This is a genomic window from Janthinobacterium sp. Ant5-2-1, from assembly GCF_001445815.1.
Lineage (GTDB): Bacteria > Pseudomonadota > Gammaproteobacteria > Burkholderiales > Burkholderiaceae_D > Janthinobacterium > Janthinobacterium lividum_E.
This window is the reverse complement of sequence record NZ_LNCE01000049.1, coordinates 14,836-36,260: the sequence shown is the minus strand read 5'-3', so window position 1 is coordinate 36,260 and position 21,425 is coordinate 14,836. Positions and strand designations below refer to the sequence as shown.

Below are 21,425 nucleotides of genomic sequence, written 5' to 3'. Positions count from 1 at the left end.
CCACTATGCAACTCGACCTTGACATCCGCGCCACCTTGCGCTCCGGCAAACGCCGCTTCGATCTACAGGTGCAATGCACCTCAGGCAGCCAGCGCATCGCCATGTATGGCCCGTCCGGCGCCGGCAAGAGCATGACCCTGAAAGCCATTGCCGGCCTCTTCACGCCGGACGAAGGCCATATCCGCCTGAACGGGCGCACCCTGTTCGATTCCGCCGCCGGCATCAACCTGCCGCCGCAGCAGCGCAACGTCGCCTACCTGTTCCAGGATTACGCGCTGTTCCCGCACCTGACGGTGCGCCAGAACGTGGGCTTTGGCCTGAGCCGCGGCTGGTTCAATCCGCGCGTGCGCGAAAAGTTGGCCAAAGTCGAGCATTGGCTCGACGCCTTCCACTTGCAGGAACTGGCGCACCAGTTCCCCGACGAGTTGTCCGGAGGCCAGCGCCAGCGGGTGGCGCTGGCGAGGGCGCTCGTGGCCGAACCCAACGCGCTGCTGCTCGACGAGCCGTTTGCCGCCCTCGATCCGGCCCTGCGTGTCAAAATGCGGCTGGAATTGAGCCAGTGGCAGCAGCGCCTGGACGTGCCCATGATCCTGATCACGCACGATCCGGAAGATGCGCGCATCCTGGGTGAACACGTGCTGTACTTGCGCGACGGACAGATCGATAACAGGGAAGACCACATGGCATTGGGTGAACGCATTGGATAAATCAGCGGCAGCGGGAATCGGCCTGCAAGGCTCGGTATGGATGACGGTGGGCGGAGAAAACCTGGGCGGCGCCGGCAGGGTGGAATTGCTGGGCGCCATCGCCGAATGCGGCTCCATCACGCAGGCGGCCAAGCTTGTAAAGATGAGCTACAAGGCGGCCTGGGACGCCATCGACGCGATGAACAATCTGGCCGGCGAACCGCTGGTCGAGCGCCTGACGGGCGGCAAGGGCGGCGGCGGCACGCGGCTGACGCAACGGGGACGCCAGCTGGTCGACAATTTCCGTATCATCGAGCGCGAACATGCCCGCTACCTGCGCCAGCTGGGCAGCCAGGCCGAAGGCATCGCCGACGATCTTTTACTCATACGGAGAATGGCCATGAAAACGACGGCACGCAATCAATTCCTGGGCAAGGTGGCCGAACTGAAACAGGGCGCCGTCAACGACGAAGTCACTCTGGAATTGCCCGGCGGCCAGCACATCGTGGCTATCGTCACGCAAGGCAGCAGCGCCAGCCTGGGCCTGGTGCCAGGCGCGGAAGCGTTTGCGCTGATCAAGGCCTCGTCCATCATCCTCGTGGCCGACAGCGAAGGCGCGCGCTTTTCCGCGCGCAACCAGCTGGCCGGCACGGTCACGCGCGTGCAGACGGGCGCCGTCAACACGGAAGTGGTGCTGGACCTGCCGCGCGGCGGCACGATTGCCGCCATCATCACCAATCAGAGCAGTACGGACCTGGGTATCGAGATTGGCAGCAGCGTGACAGCGATGTTCAAGGCGTCGAGCGTGATACTCGGTGTGCCCGCATAAGTGCGTAGGTCGGATTAGCGCTTGCGCGTAATCCGACATGATCCGCCAACAATGTTGTCGGATTACGCGGCGTGCCGCCGCTAATCCGACCTACCCTTCTAATCTTTCAGCCTGGACAACCAATCCGCCGCCGCCACCAGCGCCAGTTCCAGCTCCTGCGCCGTATGCGCCAGCAGCGCCGGCACCTCGTCCAGGCGGCCTGCGTCGATGGCTTCCTCGGTGGCGAACGCGGCGCGGATCAGGCGTTTCGTGCCCAGGGTGCCGACGGAGCCGCGCACGCTGTGCAGGATGCGCGCCACGTCGCTGTGGCGGCCCGATTGCAACGCCGTTTCGGCGTCGCGCACGGGCGTCATGCCCTTGTTCAGCGCGTCGTCGACCATGCGCCGCAGCACGCCGCGCCCCTTCGCGTCGCGTCCCATCACGCGCATCAGCGGCGCCATGGAAAACACCTCCTCATCGGCGACGCGTACCGGCTCGGCCGTCTGCACTGGCGGGCGCTTGGGCAGGTGGCGCAGGATGACTTCCATCATCTCTTCCACCACCACGGGCTTGGCGATGAAGTCGCTGATGCCGGCCGTCATGCAGCGTTCGCGCTCGGACGCCAGCACGCCGGCCGTCATGGCGATCACGGGCAGGCTCAGGCGCAATTCTGTGCGGATGATGTGAGTGGCGCTGAATCCGTCCATGACGGGCATCTGCATGTCCATCAGCACGATGTCGTAGCGCAGCGCTTCCGTGCGCAGCCGCTCCACGGCTTGCAAGCCGTCGCCCACGACGTCCAGGGTGGCGCCCATGTGTTCGAGGATGCCGCGCGCCACGGCCTGGTTCAAATGATTGTCTTCCACCAGCAGGAAATGCACGCCCGCCAGTTCCGTGCCCAGCGGCTGGTGCAGGATGCGCTGCTCGCCGCCGTCGTTCTTGGCGATCAGGGCCTGGTGCAGGGCGTCGAACAGGCTCGATCCCGTGATCGGCTTCATCAGCACGACGTCGGCTTCGGCCGCGCTGGAGATTTCCTCGAGGTGGTTGCGGGCGAAGGCGTTGACCATCACCACGATGGGCTGGCGCTGCCCGCTGGCCGCCTGGCGGATGGCCTTGGCCGTGGCCAGGCCGTCCATCACGGGCATGTGCCAGTCGGCCAGCACCACGTCGTACGGTTGCTGCTGCGCCAGGCGCTCGCGGTACAGTTCGATGGCGGCAAAGCCGGAGTCCACTTCGTCGGCCAGCCAGCCCCACGCCTCGATCAGCTTGACGATCAGTTCGCGCGTGGTGCGGTTGTCGTCGGCCACCAGCAGGCGCAGCTGGCCCAGGGCCGGCGTGCGCCGCGTTTCTGCCGGCTGCGCCAGCATCTCGAAGGGCACGCTGAACCAGAAGCGGCTGCCCTTGCCTTCGCTGCTGGCGACGGCGATTTCGCCGCCCATCATGTGGATCAGCTGCTTGCTGATGGCCAGGCCCAGGCCCGTGCCGCCGAAGCGCCGCGTGATGCTCTGGTCGCCCTGTGAAAACGCGGAAAACAGCTGCTGTTGCTGCAGTTCCGTCATGCCGATGCCCGTGTCGCGCACTTCGAAGCGCAGCCAGGCGCGGCCGCTCTCGCTCTCGGCCAGGCTGACGGCCACCACCACTTCGCCGCTCTCGGTAAATTTGATGGCGTTGCCGGCCAGGTTGACGAGGATTTGCTGCAGGCGCTGGGCGTCGCCCACGAGGCGCCGCGGCACGTCGGGCTCGACGGCGATGGCCAGTTCCAGCTCCTTTTCGCCCGCATTCATCGTCATCGTCGTGGCCAGGGTATTCATGACTTCGTCAAGGTCGAATTCGACGGGCGACAATTCCATGCGGCGCGCCTCGATCTTCGAATAGTCGAGCACGTCGTTGAGGATGCCCAGCAGCGACTGGCCCGCCACTCTGACCATGGTCAGATACTTGCGCTGTTCCGTGTCGAGCCTGGTATTGCCCAGCAAATACACCATGCCCAGCACGGCATTGAGGGGCGTGCGGATTTCATGGCTCATGTTGGCCACGAAATCGCTCTTCGCGCGGTTGGCCGCCTCGGCCCGGTCGCGCTCCTGTTCCAGCTCGGCCGCGCGCGATTCGAGTTCCTGCTGCAGGCGGTCGCGTTCGCTCATCAGGCCGTTGAACGCTTCCGTCAGTTCGCCGATCTCGTCGCGCTGCTGCACCGGCACGGGGGTGAAACGGCTGCCGCTGGTGCGCAGGGCCAGCAGGGTGTCGCGCAGGCGCACCAGTGGCGACAGCAGGCGCACGGTGACCCAGCCCAGCACGGCTGCGGCCAGCAGCGAAGCGAGGATGCTCCACAGCACCAGCCGGTACAGCACGCCATCGAACGGCTCGAAGGCGTCAGCCACGGGCAGCGAGGTGGCCAGCAGCCAGTTCACCGATTTCAGGCGCTTGAAGCTGTTGACGGCCGTGATGCCGCGGCTGTTGGTGCTGACCATGCTGCCTTCGCCATCTTCCTTCAGCAACTGGGTGGTCGTCAGGTTGGCGTTCGGCTGACGCGGCTGCAGCAAGCGGCTGGTATCGGGGTGCAGCACGTAGCGCGGCACGGCGCCGCGCGTGAGGATGAAGTAATAGCCGCTCTTGCCGATCTTTTCCGAGCGCAGGCGCCCCAGCAGGTTGTCCTTGTACAGGCGCAGCACGCCGATCACCACGCCGGCCACCTGGCCATCGGCGGCCAGCACGGGCGCCACCATCTGCACGATGGGCATGCCGCTCGATTTGCCGAGCATCGGTTCGGTGATCATGGGCTGGCGCGTGCGCAGGACGGTTTGGAAATACTCGCGTTCGGCAACGTTGATGCCGGCGCGTCCCGCCACTTCCGGCATGTCGGCCACGACGGCGCCCTGCGCGTCGAGCACCAGCACGTCGTCGAACAGCACCAGCATCGAGCGGCGCGAATAGTATTCGCGCAACTGGGCGGGCTGGGCGATCAATTCCGGCGGCTGCTGCCTGGCCGTCAGGGTGACGATCTGCAGCAGCATGCCCAGCTTGTCGTCGAGCTCGGCAGCAGTGCGGCTGATCAGGGATGACTGCTGGCTCAGCAGTACTCGCGTGAAGTCGTCGCGCATGTGCTGCACCTGGATCATGGTGACCAGCGCGATCATGGCGATCGAGGTCAGGCTGGTGGCCAGCGCGACTTTTGCTTTGATGCCGAGAGGCTTCATGATTTCCTTTTCAGTACCGGGCGGCACAGGCGGCAGATAATGCTGTCAGGAATTTTCCTATCAATACCCCAGCTTGGCAAGCGCCGCCGCGCAAATGGCCCTTCCCGCATGGGCTTTTGACGATGTTGCCATATAATTAAAGGCTGGACGTCGTTTATTCGCCGAAATTGCGGTGAAATTGGCACACGGCAACCCTTATGCAGTAAACTTGTTGTTGCATTTTCTAAAAGGTACTGACATGACTGAAGCGCTCCTCACTCCAACCTTGCCCACAGTGAACGTGGAAGCGTTGCGTGCGCGATGCTCGACCTGCAGCATGCATCAATTGTGCCTGCCGATGGGCCTCGATATGGGCGACATGGACAGGCTGGACCAGATCATCGGCCGCCGCCGCAAGGTCGTGCGCGGCGCCTCGCTGTTCCGCATCGGCGACTCGTTCCAGAACCTGTACGCGATCCGTCTGGGGCACTTCAAGACGTACCAGATCAATCCCGGTGGCGAAGAGCAGGTGACGGGTTTCCAGATGGCCGGCGAACTGCTGGGCATGGACGCCATCAGCGCCGACCGCCACCACTGTAATGCGGTGGCGCTGGAAGACAGCGAAGTGTGTGAAATCCCGTTTTCCAGCCTGGAACAATTGCTGGGCAATATGCCGACCCTGCTGCGTCATTTTCACCGCATGATGAGCCAGGAAATCACGCGCGAGCAAAGCGTGATGCTGTTGCTGGGCAATATGCAGGCGACGCAGCGCTTTGCCGCCTTCATCGTCAACCTGGCGTCGCGCTATGAAGCGCGCGGCTATTCGGGCAGCAATTTCCAGTTGCGCATGTCGCGCGAGGAAATCGGCAACTACCTGGGCCTGACCATCGAAAGCGTCAGCCGTTTATTGTCCAAATTCAAGAAGGAGGGCTGGCTGCGCGTCTCGAACCGCGAGATCGAGATCTTGCAGCCGGCCAAGTTAAAAGCCATTACGGCAGGCACGGACGTCTGTAAATAAGGCTTACAGTTCTTCGTCGGCATGCAGCGCGATGCTGCGTTGCACGGGCCAGGTCCAGATGCCGGACAGGCGCCACTCGCGCTTGTCGTTTTCCACCAGCACTTGCCAGCGGCTGCGCTCGAGCATCGGCAGCGCGACCGAGAAATTGCCGGCCGCATCGGGTTGCACCAGCAGCTTGATATCTTTTTCCGGCAAGGTCGCATGCGCCAGGTGCAGCTGCAAAGGAGCCTGATAGGCCTTGCCGAAGCTGTGCACGGAACCGGTCAGGCGCGCTGACGCCACGTCGTATGCCAGGCTCGTATCCATGGCCAGGTCGCTGGCGATCGTGTCGCGCTTCAAATCCTGGTTGATGGCCTTGCCCTGCTTGTAATAATCGCCCACCACCAGCGCGTCGGGCTGCGTAAACGCGATATAGCCCATGAAGCTGCCGACGACCACGGACAGGCCGGGACCGATCATCAGCAGCCATGGCCAGCGATGCTTGTACCACGGTGCAACGCGAGGCTGCAGTTTCAGACTGTCGGACATGGTATTTCTCCTTTTAAACGGCCAGTCCCCGTGCGGGGACCGACCTTCCTGCATTAACGCGGCACGATGAAGACCGCGCTTTCACGCACATGCAGCGACGGGTCGTCCAGCGATTGCAATTCGATCGCAATCTTGTTCGAGCCCTTTTCGCCCACGCCGTGCGGCACGCGCAGGCGGATCGGCCAGCCCAGCGTTTCCGTCGGTTGCAAGGTCACTTCTTCGCGCGTCAGCAAGGTCAGGCCCGGCAAGCCGGTAGCGCTGATCTTGAAATGCTGGCTTTGCTCGGACGTGTTCATGATCTGCAGGCGGTAGACGTTTTCGATCATGCCGTCTTCCACTTCGCGCCCCATCGAACCGCGGTCGCGGATCACGTCCATTTTCAGGGGCGTGCGCAGGGCCAGCGAGGTACATACGGCGATGATGATCAGGGCCAGGATGGAAGTGTAGATCAGGACGCGCGGACGCATGGCGCGCTGGCGTATCTGCTTCGAATTGAAGTTGTTTTCCATCGCATGGTCGGTGCTGTAGCGTATCAGGCCACGCGGCCGCTCGACCTTGTCCATCACGCTGTTGCAGGCATCGACGCAGGCGGCGCAGCCGATGCATTCATACTGCAGGCCGTTGCGGATATCGATGCCGGTCGGACACACCTGCACGCACAGGGTGCAATCGATGCAATCGCCCAGCTTGTCGTTGTTGCCGGCCTTCTTGCTCATGGCGCCGCGTGGTTCGCCGCGCTTGGCATCGTAGGTGATGATCAGGGTGTCCTGGTCGAACATGGCGCTCTGGAAGCGCGCGTAGGGGCACATGTATTTGCACACCTGCTCGCGCAGCCAGCCCGCGTTGCCGTAGGTTGCCAGGCTGTAGAACAAGACCCAGAACCATTCCCAGGGACCGAAATTCAAGGTGGTCACCGACTGCGCCAGTTCCTTGATCGGCGTGAAGTAGCCGACAAAGGTAAAGCCCGTCCACAGGGCGATGGCGCCCCACACCAGGTGCTTGGCCGTCTTCTTGAACGCCTTGCGCACGGAAGGACCCTGCTTGTCGAGGGCCATGCGCGCGCTGCGCGTGCCCTCGATGCGGCGTTCGACCCACAGGAAGATTTCCGTGTATACCGTTTGCGGGCAAGAGAAGCCGCACCACACCCGCCCGGCAATGGCCGTGACGAGGAACAACAAATACGCACAGATGATCAGCAGGGCCGCCAGGTAGATGAAATCCTGGGGCCACAGCACGACGCCGAAAATGTAGAACTTGCGCGTGGTCAAGTCGAACAGCAGGGCTTGCCTGCCGTTCCAGGTCAACCACGGCAAGCCGTAGAACGCGAGCTGGGTAAGCCATACGCATACCCATCGCCAGGTAGCGTAGCGTCCTTTGGCCTCGCGAGGGTAGATTTGCTCGCGGGCCGCATACATCTTGATGACTTGAGGTTCCATTACATCATTTCACGGGCGTCTGGGGATTCGACAGGCTCCAGACATACGCCGACAGCACGTGCACCTTGGATTCGCCGAGGAAATCGCTGAAGGCCGGCATGGTGTTGCTGCGTCCCTTGCGTACGGTTTCCATGATGGTATCGGCGCTGCCGCCGTACAGCCAGACCTTGTCCGTCAGGTTCGGTGCGCCCAGCATCTGGTTACCCTTTGCATCGGCGCCATGACAGGCCATGCAGGCGCCAAACTTGGCCTTGCCCAGCACGGACTTGACGGGATCCGACGTCGAACCGGACAGGCTCAGCACATAATGGGCCACGTTCTCGACATCCTTTTCGGAGCCCAGGGCGGCGCCCATCGGCGGCATCTGCCCATTGCGGCCGTGCAGGATGGTGGTCTTGATGATGTCGGGTTCGCCGCCATACAGCCAGTCCTTGTCCGTCAGGTTGGGGAAGCCCTTGTTGCCGCGCGCATCCGAACCGTGACATTGCGCGCAGTAGGTCAGGAACAGGCGCTGGCCGATGGCTTGCGCCTGCGGGTCGGCGGCCACCGTTTTCAAGTCCTGGCTCAGGTACTTGTTGAACAGGGGGCCGTAGTCGGCTTCCGCCTTCTTCAGCTCTTCCTCGTACTGGCCCGTCGATTTCCAGCCCAGGCTGCCGGCATAGTTGCCCAGGCCGGGATACAGGAACAGGTAGGCCAGCGCGAAGACGATGGTGATGTAGAACAGCCACATCCACCAGCGCGGCATCGGCGTATTGAGTTCCTTCAAGTCCTCGTCCCAGACGTGGCCCGTGGTGCCGTCGGCGGGGGCGCCGGCGACCACTTTCACTTTCGACTGCGAGTACAGCAGCACGCCGCAGCCGATGATGCCCAGCAGGGACAGCACGATGATGTAGATATTCCAGAAGCCATTGGTAAAGTCAGCCATGGTGATGCTCCTTCGCCAGATTCATCTCGGCCTCGGCCGGATAGTCGAGCGCGTCGTCGGCGAACGGCAGGCGCGCCGCCGCGTCGAAGTCGCTGTTGCTGCGGCTGAACGTCCACCACAGGATGCCCACGAACGTCGTAAAGGAAACCACCGTCATGACGCTGCTGGCGCTGTCAAACAGGTTTTCGATTGCCATGCTAATTCCTTGTTTTGATTAATGTACCGAGGCCTTGCAGATAGGCGACCAGGGCGTCTTCTTCCGTCTTGTCCTGCAGCTGCGCGGGGCCGGCGGCGATCTCTTCATCGCTGTACGGCTGGCCCAGGCGTTTCAGGGCGCGCATCTTCGGCACGATTTCGTCAGGCACCAGCTTGGTCTTCGCCAGCCAGGGGTAGGACGGCATGTTCGACTCGGGCACCACGTCGCGCGGGTTGTTCAAGTGCGTGCGGTGCCATTCGTCGCTGTAGCGGGCGCCCACGCGGGCCAGGTCGGGCCCCGTGCGCTTGGAACCCCACTGGAACGGACGGTCGTAGACGAACTCGCCGGCGACCGAATAGTGGCCATAGCGTTCCGTTTCCGCGCGCAGCGGACGCACCATCTGCGAGTGGCAGTTGTAGCAGCCTTCGCGCACGTAAATGTCGCGGCCCGCCAGGCGCAGCGGCGAATACGGCTTCAGGCCGGCGACCGGTTCCGTCGTGCTCTTCTGGAAGAACAGGGGGACGATCTCGACGGCGCCGCCGATGCTGATCACCACCGTGACCAGGGCGATCAGCAGCCAGGGGTTTTTCTCAATCCATGCATGTGAAAATTTCATTTGCTTTCGCTCCTATCAGGCGTGCGCCGCGTTCAGTTCCGGAATGCGGGCGACGGGGAGTTTGCTGCCGCGCAGGGTCATCCAGGTGTTGTAGCCCATGATGCACATACCCGACAGGTACAGCAGGCCACCGGCCACGCGCACCACGTAGTACGGATACGTCGCTTTCACGCTCTCGACAAAGGTGTAGGTCAGGGTGCCGTCCGGATTGACCGCGCGCCACATCAGGCCCTGCATCACGCCGGCGATCCACATGGCGGCGATGTACAGCACGATGCCGATGGTGGCCACCCAGAAGTGCACGTCGACCAGGCGCGTGCTGTGCATCTGCGTGCGGCCAGCCAGGCGCGGCAGCAGGTAGTAGATCGAACCCATGGTGATGAAGCCCACCCAGCCCAGGGCGCCCGCATGCACGTGGGCAACGGTCCAGTCGGTGTAGTGCGACAGCGAGTTGATGGTCTTGATCGACATCATCGGACCTTCGAAGGTGGCGATGCCGTAGAACGACAGCGAGACGATCATGAATTTCAGGATCGGGTCGGTGCGCAGCTTGTGCCAGGCGCCCGACAGGGTCATGATGCCGTTGATCATGCCCCCCCAGCTTGGTGCCAGCAGGACCAGCGAGAAGACCATGCCGATCGATTGCGTCCAGTCAGGCAATGCCGTGTAGTGCAGGTGATGCGGACCCGCCCACATGTAGGTGAAGATCAGCGCCCAGAAGTGGACGATCGACAGACGGTACGAGTACACGGGGCGCTCGGCCTGTTTCGGGATGAAGTAGTAGACCATGCCCAGGTAGCCGGCGGTGAGGATGAAACCCACCGCGTTATGGCCGTACCACCACTGGATCATGGCGTCCTGCACGCCCGCATAGGCGGAATACGACTTGGTGAACGAGGCTGGCATGACGGCGCCATTGACCACGTGCAAAATCGTCACGGCCAGGATGTAGGCGCCGAAGAACCAGTTGGCCACGTAGATGTGCTTGACCTTGCGCTTGATCAGGGTGCCGAAGAACACGATGGCGTAGGCGATCCAGACGACGGCGATGAGGATGGCGATAGGCCATTCCAGTTCCGCGTATTCCTTGCCGCGCGTCATGCCCATGGGTAAGGTGACGACGGCGCACAGGATCACGGCTTGCCAGCCCCAGAAGGTGAAGGCGGCCAGTTTGTCGGAAAACAGGCGCACCTGGCAGGTGCGTTGGACAACGTAGTACGAGGTGGCGAACAGGCCGCAGATGCCGAAGGCGAAAATCACCGCATTCGTGTGCAGCGGACGCAGGCGTCCGTATGTCAGCCATGGTATGTCGAGGTTCAGGGCAGGCCAGGCCAGCTGAGCGGCGATGATAACGCCAACCAGCATGCCGATGATGCCCCATACCACAGTAGCGACCGCGAATTGCTTCACGATCTTGTAGTTATAGTTCAGCGATTGATCCACAAAGACTCTCCCTGGAATTACTATTTATGATGGTGGCCAGAGAGTAAGTGTTTGACCGTGAAAAAACTTTGATGTGGATCAAAATTCCCCGGATGAAATAAGCGTAGCGAACTGGCATCGAAATAAAGCGGTATTTCGGTCAAATTCCGCTCAAAAAAGCCATACAAGATCCCTGCAATCAGGGCGGGGCAGACGCGCCGGCCATGGCGTGCGGGACGCCGACCGGGCTGGGAGGTCAGGGATGCGGTTCGCCGGGCGCCGGCTGGGGCGGCGTGTCGTCGTCCTGCAGCACGCGCAGGCCCGGTCCGACGAGGTCGTCGAACTGGCCGCCGTCCGAGGCCGTGAAATACACCCACAGGGCGATGAAGACGACGACGACGCTCAAGGGGATGAGGAGGTACAGTGCTTCCATGTTCAGGCTTTCCGCAGGCGCAGGGCGTTGGCGATGACGACGGCCGAGCTGGCAGCCATGCCGACGCCGGACAGCCAGGGGTTCAAGAAACCCAGCGCGGCGGCCGGGATGGCCGTCAGATTGTACAGGGTGGCCCAGCCCAGGTTTTCGCGGATGATGCGCATGCTGCGCGCGGCCGTCTTCGCCGTGTCGAGCACGGACACCAGTTGGCTCGACAGCAGCACCGTGTCCGCATGCGCCTGCGCCAGGGCGGCGCCGGAACCCATGGCGAACGAGACATCGGCGCCGCTCAGCACGGCCGCGTCGTTGATGCCATCGCCCACCATCGCCACCACGGCGCCCGTCGCCTGCAACTGCTGCACGAAATCGAGCTTTTCATCGGGCAGGCATTCGCCGCACGCCGTGTTGATGCCCAGTTCCGTCGCCACGCTTTGCGTCAGCGCTTCCTGGTCGCCGCTGAGCAGCACGACTTGTTTGCCGCGCCGCTGGAAATACGCGACCACGTCGCGTGCTTCCGGGCGCAGCGCATCGCTGAGTAAAAAGCGCGTCAGCCAGCGCCCCTGCGCGCCCAGGTACAGCGGCGTCATGCCCTGCATGCCGATGGCCGTGTCGCCCAGCGGCGGCCCGGCGATGGCGGCGACAAAGGCCGCATTGCCCAGGCGGTAGCGCACGCCGTCGACGATGCCTTCCAATCCCTGCCCCTGCACTTCCTGCACTTGCTCTGCATGCGCGCCCGATGGTTCGCCTGCCGCCGCCAGGATCGCCTGCGCCAGCGGATGGGCGCTGCCCGCTTCCAGCGCGGCGGCCACCTGCAGGCAAGCGTTCTCGCTCAGGCTGCCGAGCCCTTCGATTTGCCGCAGCACGGGCCGGCCCAGGGTCAAGGTGCCCGTCTTGTCGAAGACGATGTGGGTGGCGCGGTGCAGGGTTTCCAATACGTGCGGCTGGACGATCAGCACGCCGCGCCGCAGCAGGCTGTCGGTGGCGGCCGCCAGCGCCGTCGGCGTGGCAAGCGACAGCGCGCACGGGCACGACACGACCAGCACGGCAATGGCCACGGGCCAGGCCTGCGACGGGTCGTGCCAGCTCCAAAAGGCGAACACGGCGATGGCAAACAGCAGCAGGCCCAGCACGAACCAGGCGGCGACCTTGTCGGCCCACTGCGCGATCTGCGGCTTGCCGCTGCCGGCCCGCTCGATCAGTTTCAATAAATCGGACAAGGTGCTTTCGCGTGCCGGTTTCAGCACGCGCAAGATGAGTGCTGCGCTGGCATTGATCGCCCCGCCCGGCACCCGCTCTCCCGTTTTGCGTCGCTGCGCCGCGCTCTCGCCCGTCAGCAAGGACAAATCGAGCGCGCTCGTGCCCTCGACGATGACGCTGTCGGCGGCGATCGCCTCGCCCGGCTTGACGAGGATGACGTCGCCCACGGCCAGGCTGCCGGCCGGCACCAGGGTGGTGGCGCGGTTGTCGGGATAGCCCGCCATCAGCGAGGCGGAGGCAGGCAAGGCGTGCTGCAGGCGATCGAGCGCGGAAGCGGCCTTGCGGCGCGCCTGCAGCTCGAAATAGCGGCTGCACAGCAAGAGAAAAATGAACATCGTGGCCGAGTCGTAATACACCTCGCCGCGGCCCGTAAAGGTTGCCACCACGCTGCCGAAGAAGGCGGCCAGGATGCCCAGCGCGACGGGCACGTCCATGCCCAGGGTGCGCGCGCGCAAGCTGGCCCAGGCGCCCTGGAAGAAGGGCATGGCCGAATAGCAGATGGCGGGCAGGGTCAGCAGCAGACTGGCCCAGCGCATCAGGCTGGCCATATTGTCGTCCAGGGTGCCATCCTCGGCCAGGTAGGCGGGCGCCACGTACATCATCACCTGCATCATCGACAGGCCGGCCACGAACAGCTGGCGGCCCAGGGTCTTGCTGGCTTTTTGCAGGCGCTCGCCATGGCGCACGGCGTCATACGGATAAGCCGTGTAGCCGACTTGCCGCACGGCTTGCAGGATGTCGCCCGGCTCGCACTGCGCGCGGCTCCAGCGCACGTACAGGCGCTCCGTGGCGACGTTCAGGCTGGCTGCCTGCACGCCGGGCAGGCGCGTCAGCTGGCGCTCGATCAGCCAGACGCAGGCGGCGCAGCGGATGCCTTCGACGGACAGGGTCGCTTCGCAGCTGCTGGCGTCGCGCGCGAATTGCGCGTCGTCATTGCTGTACAGGCGCAGTTCGGGCGGCACCATGGTCGCATCGGCTGCGTTGACGGCGTATTCGTCGCGGTCGCGGTAATACGCGCTCTGGCCGATGTCGACGATGGTTTGCGCCACCGCTTCGCAGCCGGGGCAGCACATGGCGCGCGGCACGTCGTCGATGGTCACGTTCCAGCTGGAACCGCTTGGCACGGGCAAGCCGCAATGGAAGCAGGCGGAGGGTTGTAGCACAGCGTTCATAGGTTTGTTTTCATGCGTCTTTTCATGGATGGCCCGTGACGCACAGGGCGTCGAGCCAGCCCAGCGAGACGCCATTGACGGCGCGCAACAGACCCAGCAGACCAAAGCCCAGCACCAGCAAGCCGCTGGCAATGCGCACGGGACGGCGCTGCATCTGCGTGCGCAAGCGCGTGCCCAGCAAACCCATGCCCAGCAAAGTGGGCAGGGTGCCCAGGCCGAAGGCCGCCATCGTGGCCGCGCCGTTCAGGGCCGAACCTTGCATCATGGCCGTCAGCAGCGCGCTGTAGACCATGCCGCACGGCACCCAGCCCCACAGGCCGCCCACGGCCAGCGCCTTGAACGGCGTATCCATGGGCATCATCGGTTTCAGCAGGGGGCGCACGCGGCGCCAGACGACGTTGCCGGCCGCTTCCAGATGGGCCAGGCCGCGCCAGGCATCCATCAGGTACAGGCCCAAAGCAACGAGCATCAGGTTGGCCAGCCAGTAGCCGGCCACTTGCAGGGACGCCAGGTGCAGCATGCCCGCGCCCGCCAAGCTGCCGGCCATGGCGCCGGCCAGCATGTAGCTGACTATGCGCCCGCCGTTGTAGGCCAGCACGCGCAGCACGTTCGCCTGGACTGCGGGGCGTGCCACGGCGATGGCGATCACGGGCCGTGTTGGCGCCGGTGCGCCGCCGCCCAGCGACAACGCGCCCACGATGCCGCCGCACATGCCGATGCAGTGCACGCTGCCGGCCAGGCCGACGAGGAACATGGGCACGAGGCTGAGGGCGTTCATCGCGTGGCGCTACACCTACACCGTTTTCGAGTAGCGCAGCGGTTGCACCGCGTCGGGCGCCGTATTCGCGCGCGCCATGGTCAGGTAGCGGTCGAAGACCATGCAGATATTGCGGATCAACAAGCGCCCTTTCGGCGTGACCGTCAGCCAGTCTTCCTCGATGACGAGCAAGCCGTCGCGGGCCAGTTCGCGCAGCTTGTCCAGTTCGCTGGCAAAGTAGCTGCGAAATTGCACGGGGTGTGCCTGCTCGATGCTGGCGATCGACAATTCGAAATTGCACATCAGCATCTGGATGATGATACGGCGCAACAAATCATCCGTGTCGAGCTTGATGCCGCGCGCGATCGGCAGCACGCCTTCGTCGAGCTTTTCATAGTACGCGTCGAGCGTCTTTTCATTCTGGCTGTAGACGGCGCCGACGGAACTGATGGCCGACACGCCGCAGGCGATCAGGTCAGCTTCCGCACGCGTGGAATAGCCCTGGAAGTTGCGGTGCAAGCGGCCCTGGCGCTGCGCCACGGCCAGGTCGTCCGTCGGCTTGGCGAAATGGTCCATGCCGATGTAGACGTAGCCGGCGGCCGTCAGGCGCGCGATGCACAGGCCCAGCATGGCCAGCTTGGTGGCGCTGTCGGGCATGTCGGCGTCGAGGATGCGGCGCTGCGGCTTGAACAGATGCGGCATGTGCGCGTAGTGGTACAGGGCGATGCGGTCCGGGCTGGCGTTGATCACCTTGCGCAGCGTTTCCGTCATCGTTTCCAGGTTTTGCTTCGGCAAGCCGTAGATCAGGTCGATGCTGATCGAGCGGAAACCGGCGTCGCGCGCCGCCTGCATGATGGCCACCGTTTCCGCTTCCGGCTGGATGCGGTTGACGGCTTTTTGCACGTCGGCGTCGAAATCCTGCACGCCCAGGCTGATGCGGTTGAAACCTTGCGCGCGCAGCGAAAACACGCGTTCGCGCGAGACGGTGCGCGGGTCGATCTCGATCGAATATTCGCCGTCTTCATCGGATGCAAACTCGAAATGCTGGCGCAGGTGCGCCATCAGTTCGTCCATCTGCTTTTCGCTCAGGTAGGTGGGCGTGCCGCCGCCGAAGTGCAATTGCTCGATCTGGTTCATGCCGGCAAACAGCTTGCCCTGCATGGCGATTTCCTGTTTCAGATAGCTGAGATAGGTGGCGGCCTTGCTGCGGTCTTTCGTGATGATCTTGTTGCAGGCGCAGTAGTAGCACAGGGTGTCGCAGAACGGCACGTGCACGTACAGCGACAGCGGACGGCGGCCGCCGCGCATGCGCAGGGCGGCCAGCGCTTCGAGGAAGTTGCCATAGCCGAAGTCGGCATGGAAACGGTCGGCGGTCGGATAGGACGTGTAGCGGGGGCCGGACTGGCTCATCTTGCCGATGATGACCGGGTCGAATTCGACGACGGCGTCCAGGTCGGCGGAAGCACTGCTGAGTAGTGTAGGCATGATGTGTATGAAGTCTTGAAAGGTTTAGGCGGCCAGGCGTTTCATGGCGGGCTTGCCGGCGTTCGCGGCGCCCGCAGCGCCCGACTTGCCGCCGGGCGTGGCGACGCGGCGCGGTGGCGGCATCTTGCCGAAATTGAACAGGCTCACGGCTTGCGACAGGCTGGCCGCTTCTTCCGCCAGGCGCGTGGCCGCCGCGGCCGCTTCTTCCACCAGGGCCGCGTTCTGCTGCGTCACCTGGTCCATGTGGGCGATGGCCTGGTTGACCTGGTCGACGCCGATGCTCTGTTCGCGCGAGGCAATGGAAATTTCCTGCATGATGGCCGTCACCTGCTTGACGGAGCTGACCACCTGCTCCATGGTGGCGCCGGCGCGGTTCACCTGCAGCATGCCGGCGCCCACCTTGCCGACGGAAATTTCAATCAGTTGCTTGATGTCCTTGGCCGCCACGGACGAGCGCTGCGCCAGGTTGCGCACTTCGCCCGCCACGACGGCAAAGCCCCTGCCCTGCTCGCCGGCACGCGCCGCTTCCACGGCCGCGTTCAGGGCCAGGATGTTGGTCTGGAAGGCGATGCCTTCGATCAGGCCGATGATGTCGACGATTTTCTTCGAGGAAGTGTTGATGTCGTCCATGGTGGTGATCACTTCGGAGACGATCTCGCCGCCCTGCACGGCCACTTTCGAGGCGGCCACGGCCAGCTCGTTTGCTTGCACGGAATTGTCCGCATTCTGTTTCACGGTCGACGAGAATTCCTCGATGCTTGAAGCCGTCTCTTCCAGGCTGGCCGCCTGCGATTCCGTGCGGCCCGACAAATCCATATTGCCGACGGCGATTTGCCTGGTGGCCACGGCCATGGTTTCCACGTTGATGCGCACGTCGCGGATGGTGGCGATCAGGTTGCTGTTCATCTGTTGCAGCGCGCGCAGCAATTGCCCCATTTCATCCGTGCTGTCCGTTTCGAAACTGCCCGACAGGTCGCCGGCGGCAATGGCCCGCGCGCCGTTCAGGGCCTTGCCCAGCGGCTTGAGCACGGACATGCGCAAGGTGTACCAGAGGAAGACGTTGATCAGGAAGCCGAACAGGGTGGCGCCGAAGATGGCGTAATTGGTGATCTTGCCGCCGCTGGCGAACAGGCTGATGACGCACACCAGCAGTTGCAGACAGTTGACGATGGAGGTGGCGGCCCAGATGCGCAGGTTGAGCGACATGTGCGTCAGTTTGTGCAGCAGGTGCGCCAGGCCCGGGCGCACGATCTGGCCGTGCTTGATGACGATGTTGCCGCCTTCCTTGTTGCGGATGGCCGCGTAGGCTTCCTCGGCCACTTTCACCTGATCTTTGTCCGCTTTTACGCGCACGGACATGTAGCCGATGGTCTTGCCTGCTTCGCGGATGGGCGTGACGTTGGCGCGCACCCAGTAAAAATCGCCGTTCTTGCAGCGGTTCTTGACCAGGCCCGTCCACGGCGTGCCGGCCTGGACTGAGGCCCACAGGTCGGCAAACGCTTCGGCCGGCATGTCCGGGTGGCGCACGATGTTCTGGGGCGAGCCGAGCAGCTCGGCCTCGCTGAAGCCGCTGACCTGGCTGAAGTACGGGTTCACATACACGATATTGCCGTTCATATCCGTTTTCGACACGATGGCCTGGTCGTCCAGAACGAGGACTTCACGGTTAGTCACTGGCAAATTTTGTCGCATGGTCGCGGCTTCCTGATCAGTTGAAGAGCTAATTGGTGAGTAAGACTTGCACGATTGCAAGAATGGAGATCAGTGTAAGGAGTCGCCTGCGCAAATTTATTGATGTAGATCAAAATCCTCCAGATTGGTCGTGCTTGCACGCATTTAGCGATAGCAATGCGGCATTGTTTTAAAGTTACTGGTTGTCGGTGGCTGCTAATCCACGCCCGCCGTCAGCGGCCGCAGGCTGCCCACGGCGTAGCCTTGCGCGTAGTCGATGCCCAGCTCGCGGATGACGGCAAGGGTGGCTTCGTCTTCCACGTATTCGGCCACCGTTTTCAAGCCCATCACGTGGCCCACTTCATTGATGGCCTTGACCATGGCGCGGTTGATGGCGTTGCTGGCGATGTCGCGCACGAAGACGCCGTCGATCTTCAGGTAGTCGACGGGCAGGGCCTTCAGGTAGCCGAACGAGGAAAAGCCGCTGCCGAAGTCGTCGAGCGAGAAGCGGCAGCCCATGGCCTTGAGCTGGCGCATGAACACTTGCGCCTTGGGCAGGTTGGCGATGACGGCCGTTTCCGTGATTTCAAAGCAGATTTGTTCGGGGGCGATGGCGAACTGCACGAACTGCTCGGTGATGTAGTCGTGCAAGCCGGCGTCGGCCAGCGACATGCCCGACAGGTTGACGGAATACAGGGCCGGTGCGCGGCGCCGGCTTTCCGTCATCGCTTCGATCGGCGGCAGGCTGTCGCGTACGCTCTCGATATGCGCGCACACGGCGCGGATGACCCAGCGGTCGATGGACAGCATCATGTCGTAGCGTTCGGCGGCGGGAATGAAGGCGCCTGGCAAGATCAGGTCGCCCTGGCTGTTGCGGATGCGGATCAGCACTTCGTCGTGGTGTTCCTGGCTGTCGTGCAGGTGCACGATGGGCATGGCGTACAGGCGGAAGTAATCGTGGGCGAACGCTTCGTTCAGGCGCGAAATCCACAGCATTTCGCCGTGCCGCTGCGCCAGCATGACGTCCGACTCCTGGTAGACGTGGATGCGGTTGCGGCCCTGCTCCTTGGCCAGGTAGCAGGCCTGGTCCGCCGCGCTCAGCAGCTCGCTCATGGACTTGCTGTCCTGGTTGATCTCCACCATGCCGATGCTCACGCCCAGCTCGAAGCTGCGGCTATCCCAGGCGAAACGGAAATCGCGGATGGACTGGCGCAGCTGTTCGCCGATCACGCGCGCGTGGTCGAGCGGGCAGTGCGGCAGCAGCACGCCCAGTTCGTCGCCGCCCAGGCGCGCGAGGATGTCGCTGTCGCGCATTTGTGCCTGCAGCATTTTCGCCAGCAGTTGCAGCAGCACGTCGCCGGCGCCATGACCGCAGGTATCGTTGATGACCTTGAACTGGTCCAGGTCCAGGTACAGCAGCGCATGCACGTGGCCATCCTGCTTGGCCGTGTGCAGGGCGCCGGCAACCAGGTGTTCGAATTCGCGCCGGTTGATCAGGCCCGTCAGCATATCGTGCGTGGCGTGCCACGACAGTTGCTGGCTCAGCTTGCGCTCATGGCTGACGTCGCGGAACACGACGACGGCGCCGAGGATATTGCCGTTGCGCGACCAGATGGGGGCGGCCGAGTCTTCCACGGCGATGCGCCGCCCGTCGCGCGTGACCAGCTGCGCATGCGTGGAAATGCCGATGGCCTGGCGCTGGCGCAAGCACTTGATGGCCACGTGGTCGAGCGGCTCACCCGTATGTTCATCGACGAGGTTCAGGGTTTCCCAGATGTCCATGCCCTGGGCCAGCTCGTTGCTCCAGCCCGTCAATTGTTCGGCCACCCGGTTCAGGTAGCGGGTCTTGCCGAACGGATCGGTGGTGATGACGCCGTCGCCGATGGAGCTGAGCGTCACTTCGGCCAGTTCCTTGCTCTCGGCGATCATCAGTTCACGCAGCATGTGCTCGGTGATATCCCAGATGATGCCCAGGGTGCGGTCGGGCTGGCCGTCCGCATTCGTGAAGATGTGCGCCTTGGCCGCCAGCCAGTGTTCGCTGCCATCGGGCCAGACGACGCGGTATTGCAGGTCGTAGCCGCCGCGCCGACGCACGCCATCCTGCAGCACGCCGAGCACCTTGCCGCGGTCGTCGGCGTGCACGCAGTCGAGAAAGCTGCGGAACGGTTGCGTTAGCGGGCGCTCTTCCAGGCCCAGCAAGGTGGCGCCCCTGGCCGACCAGCTGACCGTGCCGTCGATCACCTGGCCATCGACGATGCGCGAATCCCAGATCGCCATGTGCGCCGCCTCCAGTGCCATCTGCAAACGTTTTTGCTGGTCGCTCATCGTCGCCTCCCTGTGCGGATACAGGGATAGATGCGCGGCTGGCGTTTAAGTTCCCGGCACCTCGACGGGTGTGGCGGCCGAGGCGCGCGCCACGTCGCGCACATTCTTTTGCACGGCCACGGCGGCGAACAGGCTCAGCAGGAATGCCATCGCATAAAACCCCTTCTCGCTGTTCTGCAGGGTGGCGTTCCACAGGCCGACCGTCAGCAGCAGCAAGGCCAGCAGGACGGAAATCCAGCACAGGCCAAAGTAAATCCCCGTCACGGCGATGCCCTCGGCGCGGTCGCGCACGGATTTCTGCAGCGAGATGGCGGCGAACAGGCCGTACATGAGGATCGTAAAATAATAGCCCTTCTCGTTGAGGGCCATGCTGGCGTTCCACAGGCCTGACAGGTAAGTGATGACACCGATCAGCAATGCCGCCCAGGAGGCGCCGATAAAGGCGCTGCTGGGACGTTGGATGGGGGAAGTCTGCATAGGGTCTCCATGGACGGACGGCGCCGTCGGCATGGCCGGGGCGACAGGCACGGATGCGCCTGCCGCCCCATCAGACCAGAAAGCCTATTTGCTTGACTTGACCATGCGCAACAAAGCCGACACGGCCGTGACGCCGGCCAGCACCAGGCCACCGGCGATGAGGCCGGCTACAGCGTTGATCAGGCTGGGCGTGACGGCTGCCAGCACGGGGCCGATGCCGGCCACGCCGCCGACGGCCGCTTCCGCGTGGTGCAACATGCCGCTGGCCCACGGCCAGCCGTGCGTCAGGATGCCGCCGCCGACCATGAACATGGCCAGGGTGCCCACGACGGAGAGAAATTTCATCAGTTTCGGCGCCGCCGACACGAGCATGCGGCCAAAGCCGCGCACGCCATCCATCAGCGCGCCCGCGCCCTTGCGCGCCGCCAGGTAAAAGCCTGCGTCGTCGAGCTTGACGATGCCGGCCACCAGGCCGTACACGCCCACCGTCATGATGAGGGCGATGCCGACGACGACGGCCACCTGCTCGGCGAAGGTGGCCGCGGCCACCGTGCCCAGCGCGATGACGATGATTTCCGCCGATAAAATGAAGTCGGTGCGGATGGCGCCCTTGATCTTGTCCTTTTCCAGCGCGACGAGGTCGACCTGCGGGTCGCGCAGCGCCTGGGCCAGCTCGGCCTTGTGGCTGTCGTCCGGATGCAGGTATTTGTGGGCGATCTTTTCGAAGCCCTCGAAGCACAGGTAGGCGCCGCCCACCATCAAGAGCGGCGTGATGGCCCACGGCGCAAACGCGCTGATGGCCAGCGCGGCGGGCACGAGGATGGCCTTGTTCTTCAGCGAGCCGACGGCGACGGCCCACACGACGGGCAATTCGCGCTCGGCGCGCACGCCGGCCACTTGCTGCGCGTTCAGAGCCAGGTCGTCACCGAGCACGCCGGCCGTCTTCTTGGCGGCCACTTTGGTCATCAGGGAAACGTCATCGAGGATGCTGGCGATGTCGTCGAGCAGGGCCAACAGGCTGGAGCTGGCCATCTCAGCGC

18 protein-coding genes are annotated in these 21,425 nt (G+C 63.7%); 3 read left to right on the top strand and 15 right to left on the bottom strand.

The window, feature by feature from the left end; all coding sequences use genetic code 11:
* Positions 1-5 precede the first annotated feature (5 nt).
* Positions 6-707, top strand: coding sequence for a sulfate/molybdate ABC transporter ATP-binding protein (locus ASN89_RS16750; protein ID WP_058050076.1), 702 nt, complete (start codon positions 6-8; stop codon positions 705-707).
* Positions 708-747: 40 nt separating this feature from the next.
* Positions 748-1,515: a TOBE domain-containing protein gene (locus ASN89_RS16745; RefSeq protein ID WP_058050075.1), complete on the top strand. Its 768-nt coding sequence runs from the start codon at positions 748-750 to the stop codon at positions 1,513-1,515.
* Positions 1,516-1,613: 98 nt separating this feature from the next.
* Here the strand turns inward: ASN89_RS16745 and ASN89_RS16740 are convergent, their stop codons facing one another.
* Positions 1,614-4,688: a response regulator gene (locus tag ASN89_RS16740; protein ID WP_058050074.1), complete on the bottom strand. Its 3,075-nt coding sequence runs from the start codon at positions 4,686-4,688 to the stop codon at positions 1,614-1,616.
* A gap of 238 nt (positions 4,689-4,926) precedes the next feature.
* Here ASN89_RS16740 and fnr point away from each other — a divergent pair, with 238 nt between their 5' ends.
* Positions 4,927-5,685, top strand: a complete 759-nt coding sequence (fnr, locus tag ASN89_RS16735; protein WP_058050073.1) for a fumarate/nitrate reduction transcriptional regulator Fnr — start codon at positions 4,927-4,929, stop codon at positions 5,683-5,685.
* 3 nt (positions 5,686-5,688) lie between these two features.
* Here the strand turns inward: fnr and ASN89_RS16730 are convergent, their stop codons facing one another.
* From ASN89_RS16730 to ASN89_RS16665, 14 genes are all read right to left on the bottom strand, one after another.
* A complete protein-coding gene (locus ASN89_RS16730; RefSeq protein WP_058050072.1) occupies positions 5,689-6,213 on the bottom strand; it encodes a FixH family protein in 525 nt (174 codons plus the stop codon).
* A gap of 53 nt (positions 6,214-6,266) precedes the next feature.
* Positions 6,267-7,649 (bottom strand): cytochrome c oxidase accessory protein CcoG, encoded by a 1,383-nt coding sequence (gene ccoG, locus ASN89_RS16725; protein ID WP_082654612.1) that lies wholly within the window; start codon positions 7,647-7,649, stop codon positions 6,267-6,269.
* Between the two features lie 4 nt (positions 7,650-7,653).
* On the bottom strand, positions 7,654-8,574 hold the full coding sequence (gene ccoP / locus ASN89_RS16720) for a cytochrome-c oxidase, cbb3-type subunit III (protein WP_034752517.1): 921 nt from the start codon (positions 8,572-8,574) through the stop codon (positions 7,654-7,656).
* Complete coding sequence (locus ASN89_RS16715; RefSeq protein ID WP_035823305.1) at positions 8,567-8,770, bottom strand: cbb3-type cytochrome oxidase subunit 3; 204 nt, start codon at positions 8,768-8,770, stop codon at positions 8,567-8,569. Before ASN89_RS16715 ends, ccoP begins: the two co-directional genes overlap by 8 nt.
* Before the next feature lies 1 nt (position 8,771).
* Complete coding sequence (ccoO, locus tag ASN89_RS16710; RefSeq protein WP_058050071.1) at positions 8,772-9,386, bottom strand: cytochrome-c oxidase, cbb3-type subunit II; 615 nt, start codon at positions 9,384-9,386, stop codon at positions 8,772-8,774.
* 15 nt (positions 9,387-9,401) lie between these two features.
* Positions 9,402-10,829: a cytochrome-c oxidase, cbb3-type subunit I gene (ccoN, locus tag ASN89_RS16705; protein WP_034752511.1), complete on the bottom strand. Its 1,428-nt coding sequence runs from the start codon at positions 10,827-10,829 to the stop codon at positions 9,402-9,404.
* Between the two features lie 235 nt (positions 10,830-11,064).
* Positions 11,065-11,241, bottom strand: coding sequence for a cbb3-type cytochrome oxidase assembly protein CcoS (ccoS, locus tag ASN89_RS16700; RefSeq protein WP_034752510.1), 177 nt, complete (start codon positions 11,239-11,241; stop codon positions 11,065-11,067).
* A 2-nt stretch (positions 11,242-11,243) separates the two neighbouring features.
* A complete protein-coding gene (locus ASN89_RS16695) occupies positions 11,244-13,670 on the bottom strand; it encodes a heavy metal translocating P-type ATPase (RefSeq protein ID WP_058050070.1) in 2,427 nt (808 codons plus the stop codon).
* Positions 13,671-13,692: 22 nt separating this feature from the next.
* Positions 13,693-14,448, bottom strand: a complete 756-nt coding sequence (locus ASN89_RS16690; RefSeq protein WP_058050069.1) for a sulfite exporter TauE/SafE family protein — start codon at positions 14,446-14,448, stop codon at positions 13,693-13,695.
* Between the two features lie 15 nt (positions 14,449-14,463).
* The gene (hemN, locus tag ASN89_RS16685) at positions 14,464-15,912 is read right to left on the bottom strand and encodes an oxygen-independent coproporphyrinogen III oxidase (RefSeq protein WP_058050068.1); all 1,449 of its coding nucleotides are present in this window, start codon (positions 15,910-15,912) and stop codon (positions 14,464-14,466) included.
* A 24-nt stretch (positions 15,913-15,936) separates the two neighbouring features.
* Positions 15,937-17,604: a PAS domain-containing methyl-accepting chemotaxis protein gene (locus ASN89_RS16680; protein WP_058050067.1), complete on the bottom strand. Its 1,668-nt coding sequence runs from the start codon at positions 17,602-17,604 to the stop codon at positions 15,937-15,939.
* Between the two features lie 195 nt (positions 17,605-17,799).
* Complete coding sequence (locus ASN89_RS16675; protein ID WP_058050066.1) at positions 17,800-19,908, bottom strand: EAL domain-containing protein; 2,109 nt, start codon at positions 19,906-19,908, stop codon at positions 17,800-17,802.
* Between the two features lie 45 nt (positions 19,909-19,953).
* On the bottom strand, positions 19,954-20,385 hold the full coding sequence (yiaA, locus tag ASN89_RS16670; RefSeq protein WP_058050065.1) for an inner membrane protein YiaA: 432 nt from the start codon (positions 20,383-20,385) through the stop codon (positions 19,954-19,956).
* A gap of 84 nt (positions 20,386-20,469) precedes the next feature.
* Positions 20,470-21,417, bottom strand: coding sequence for a DUF808 domain-containing protein (locus tag ASN89_RS16665; protein WP_058050064.1), 948 nt, complete (start codon positions 21,415-21,417; stop codon positions 20,470-20,472).
* Positions 21,418-21,425 lie beyond the last annotated feature (8 nt).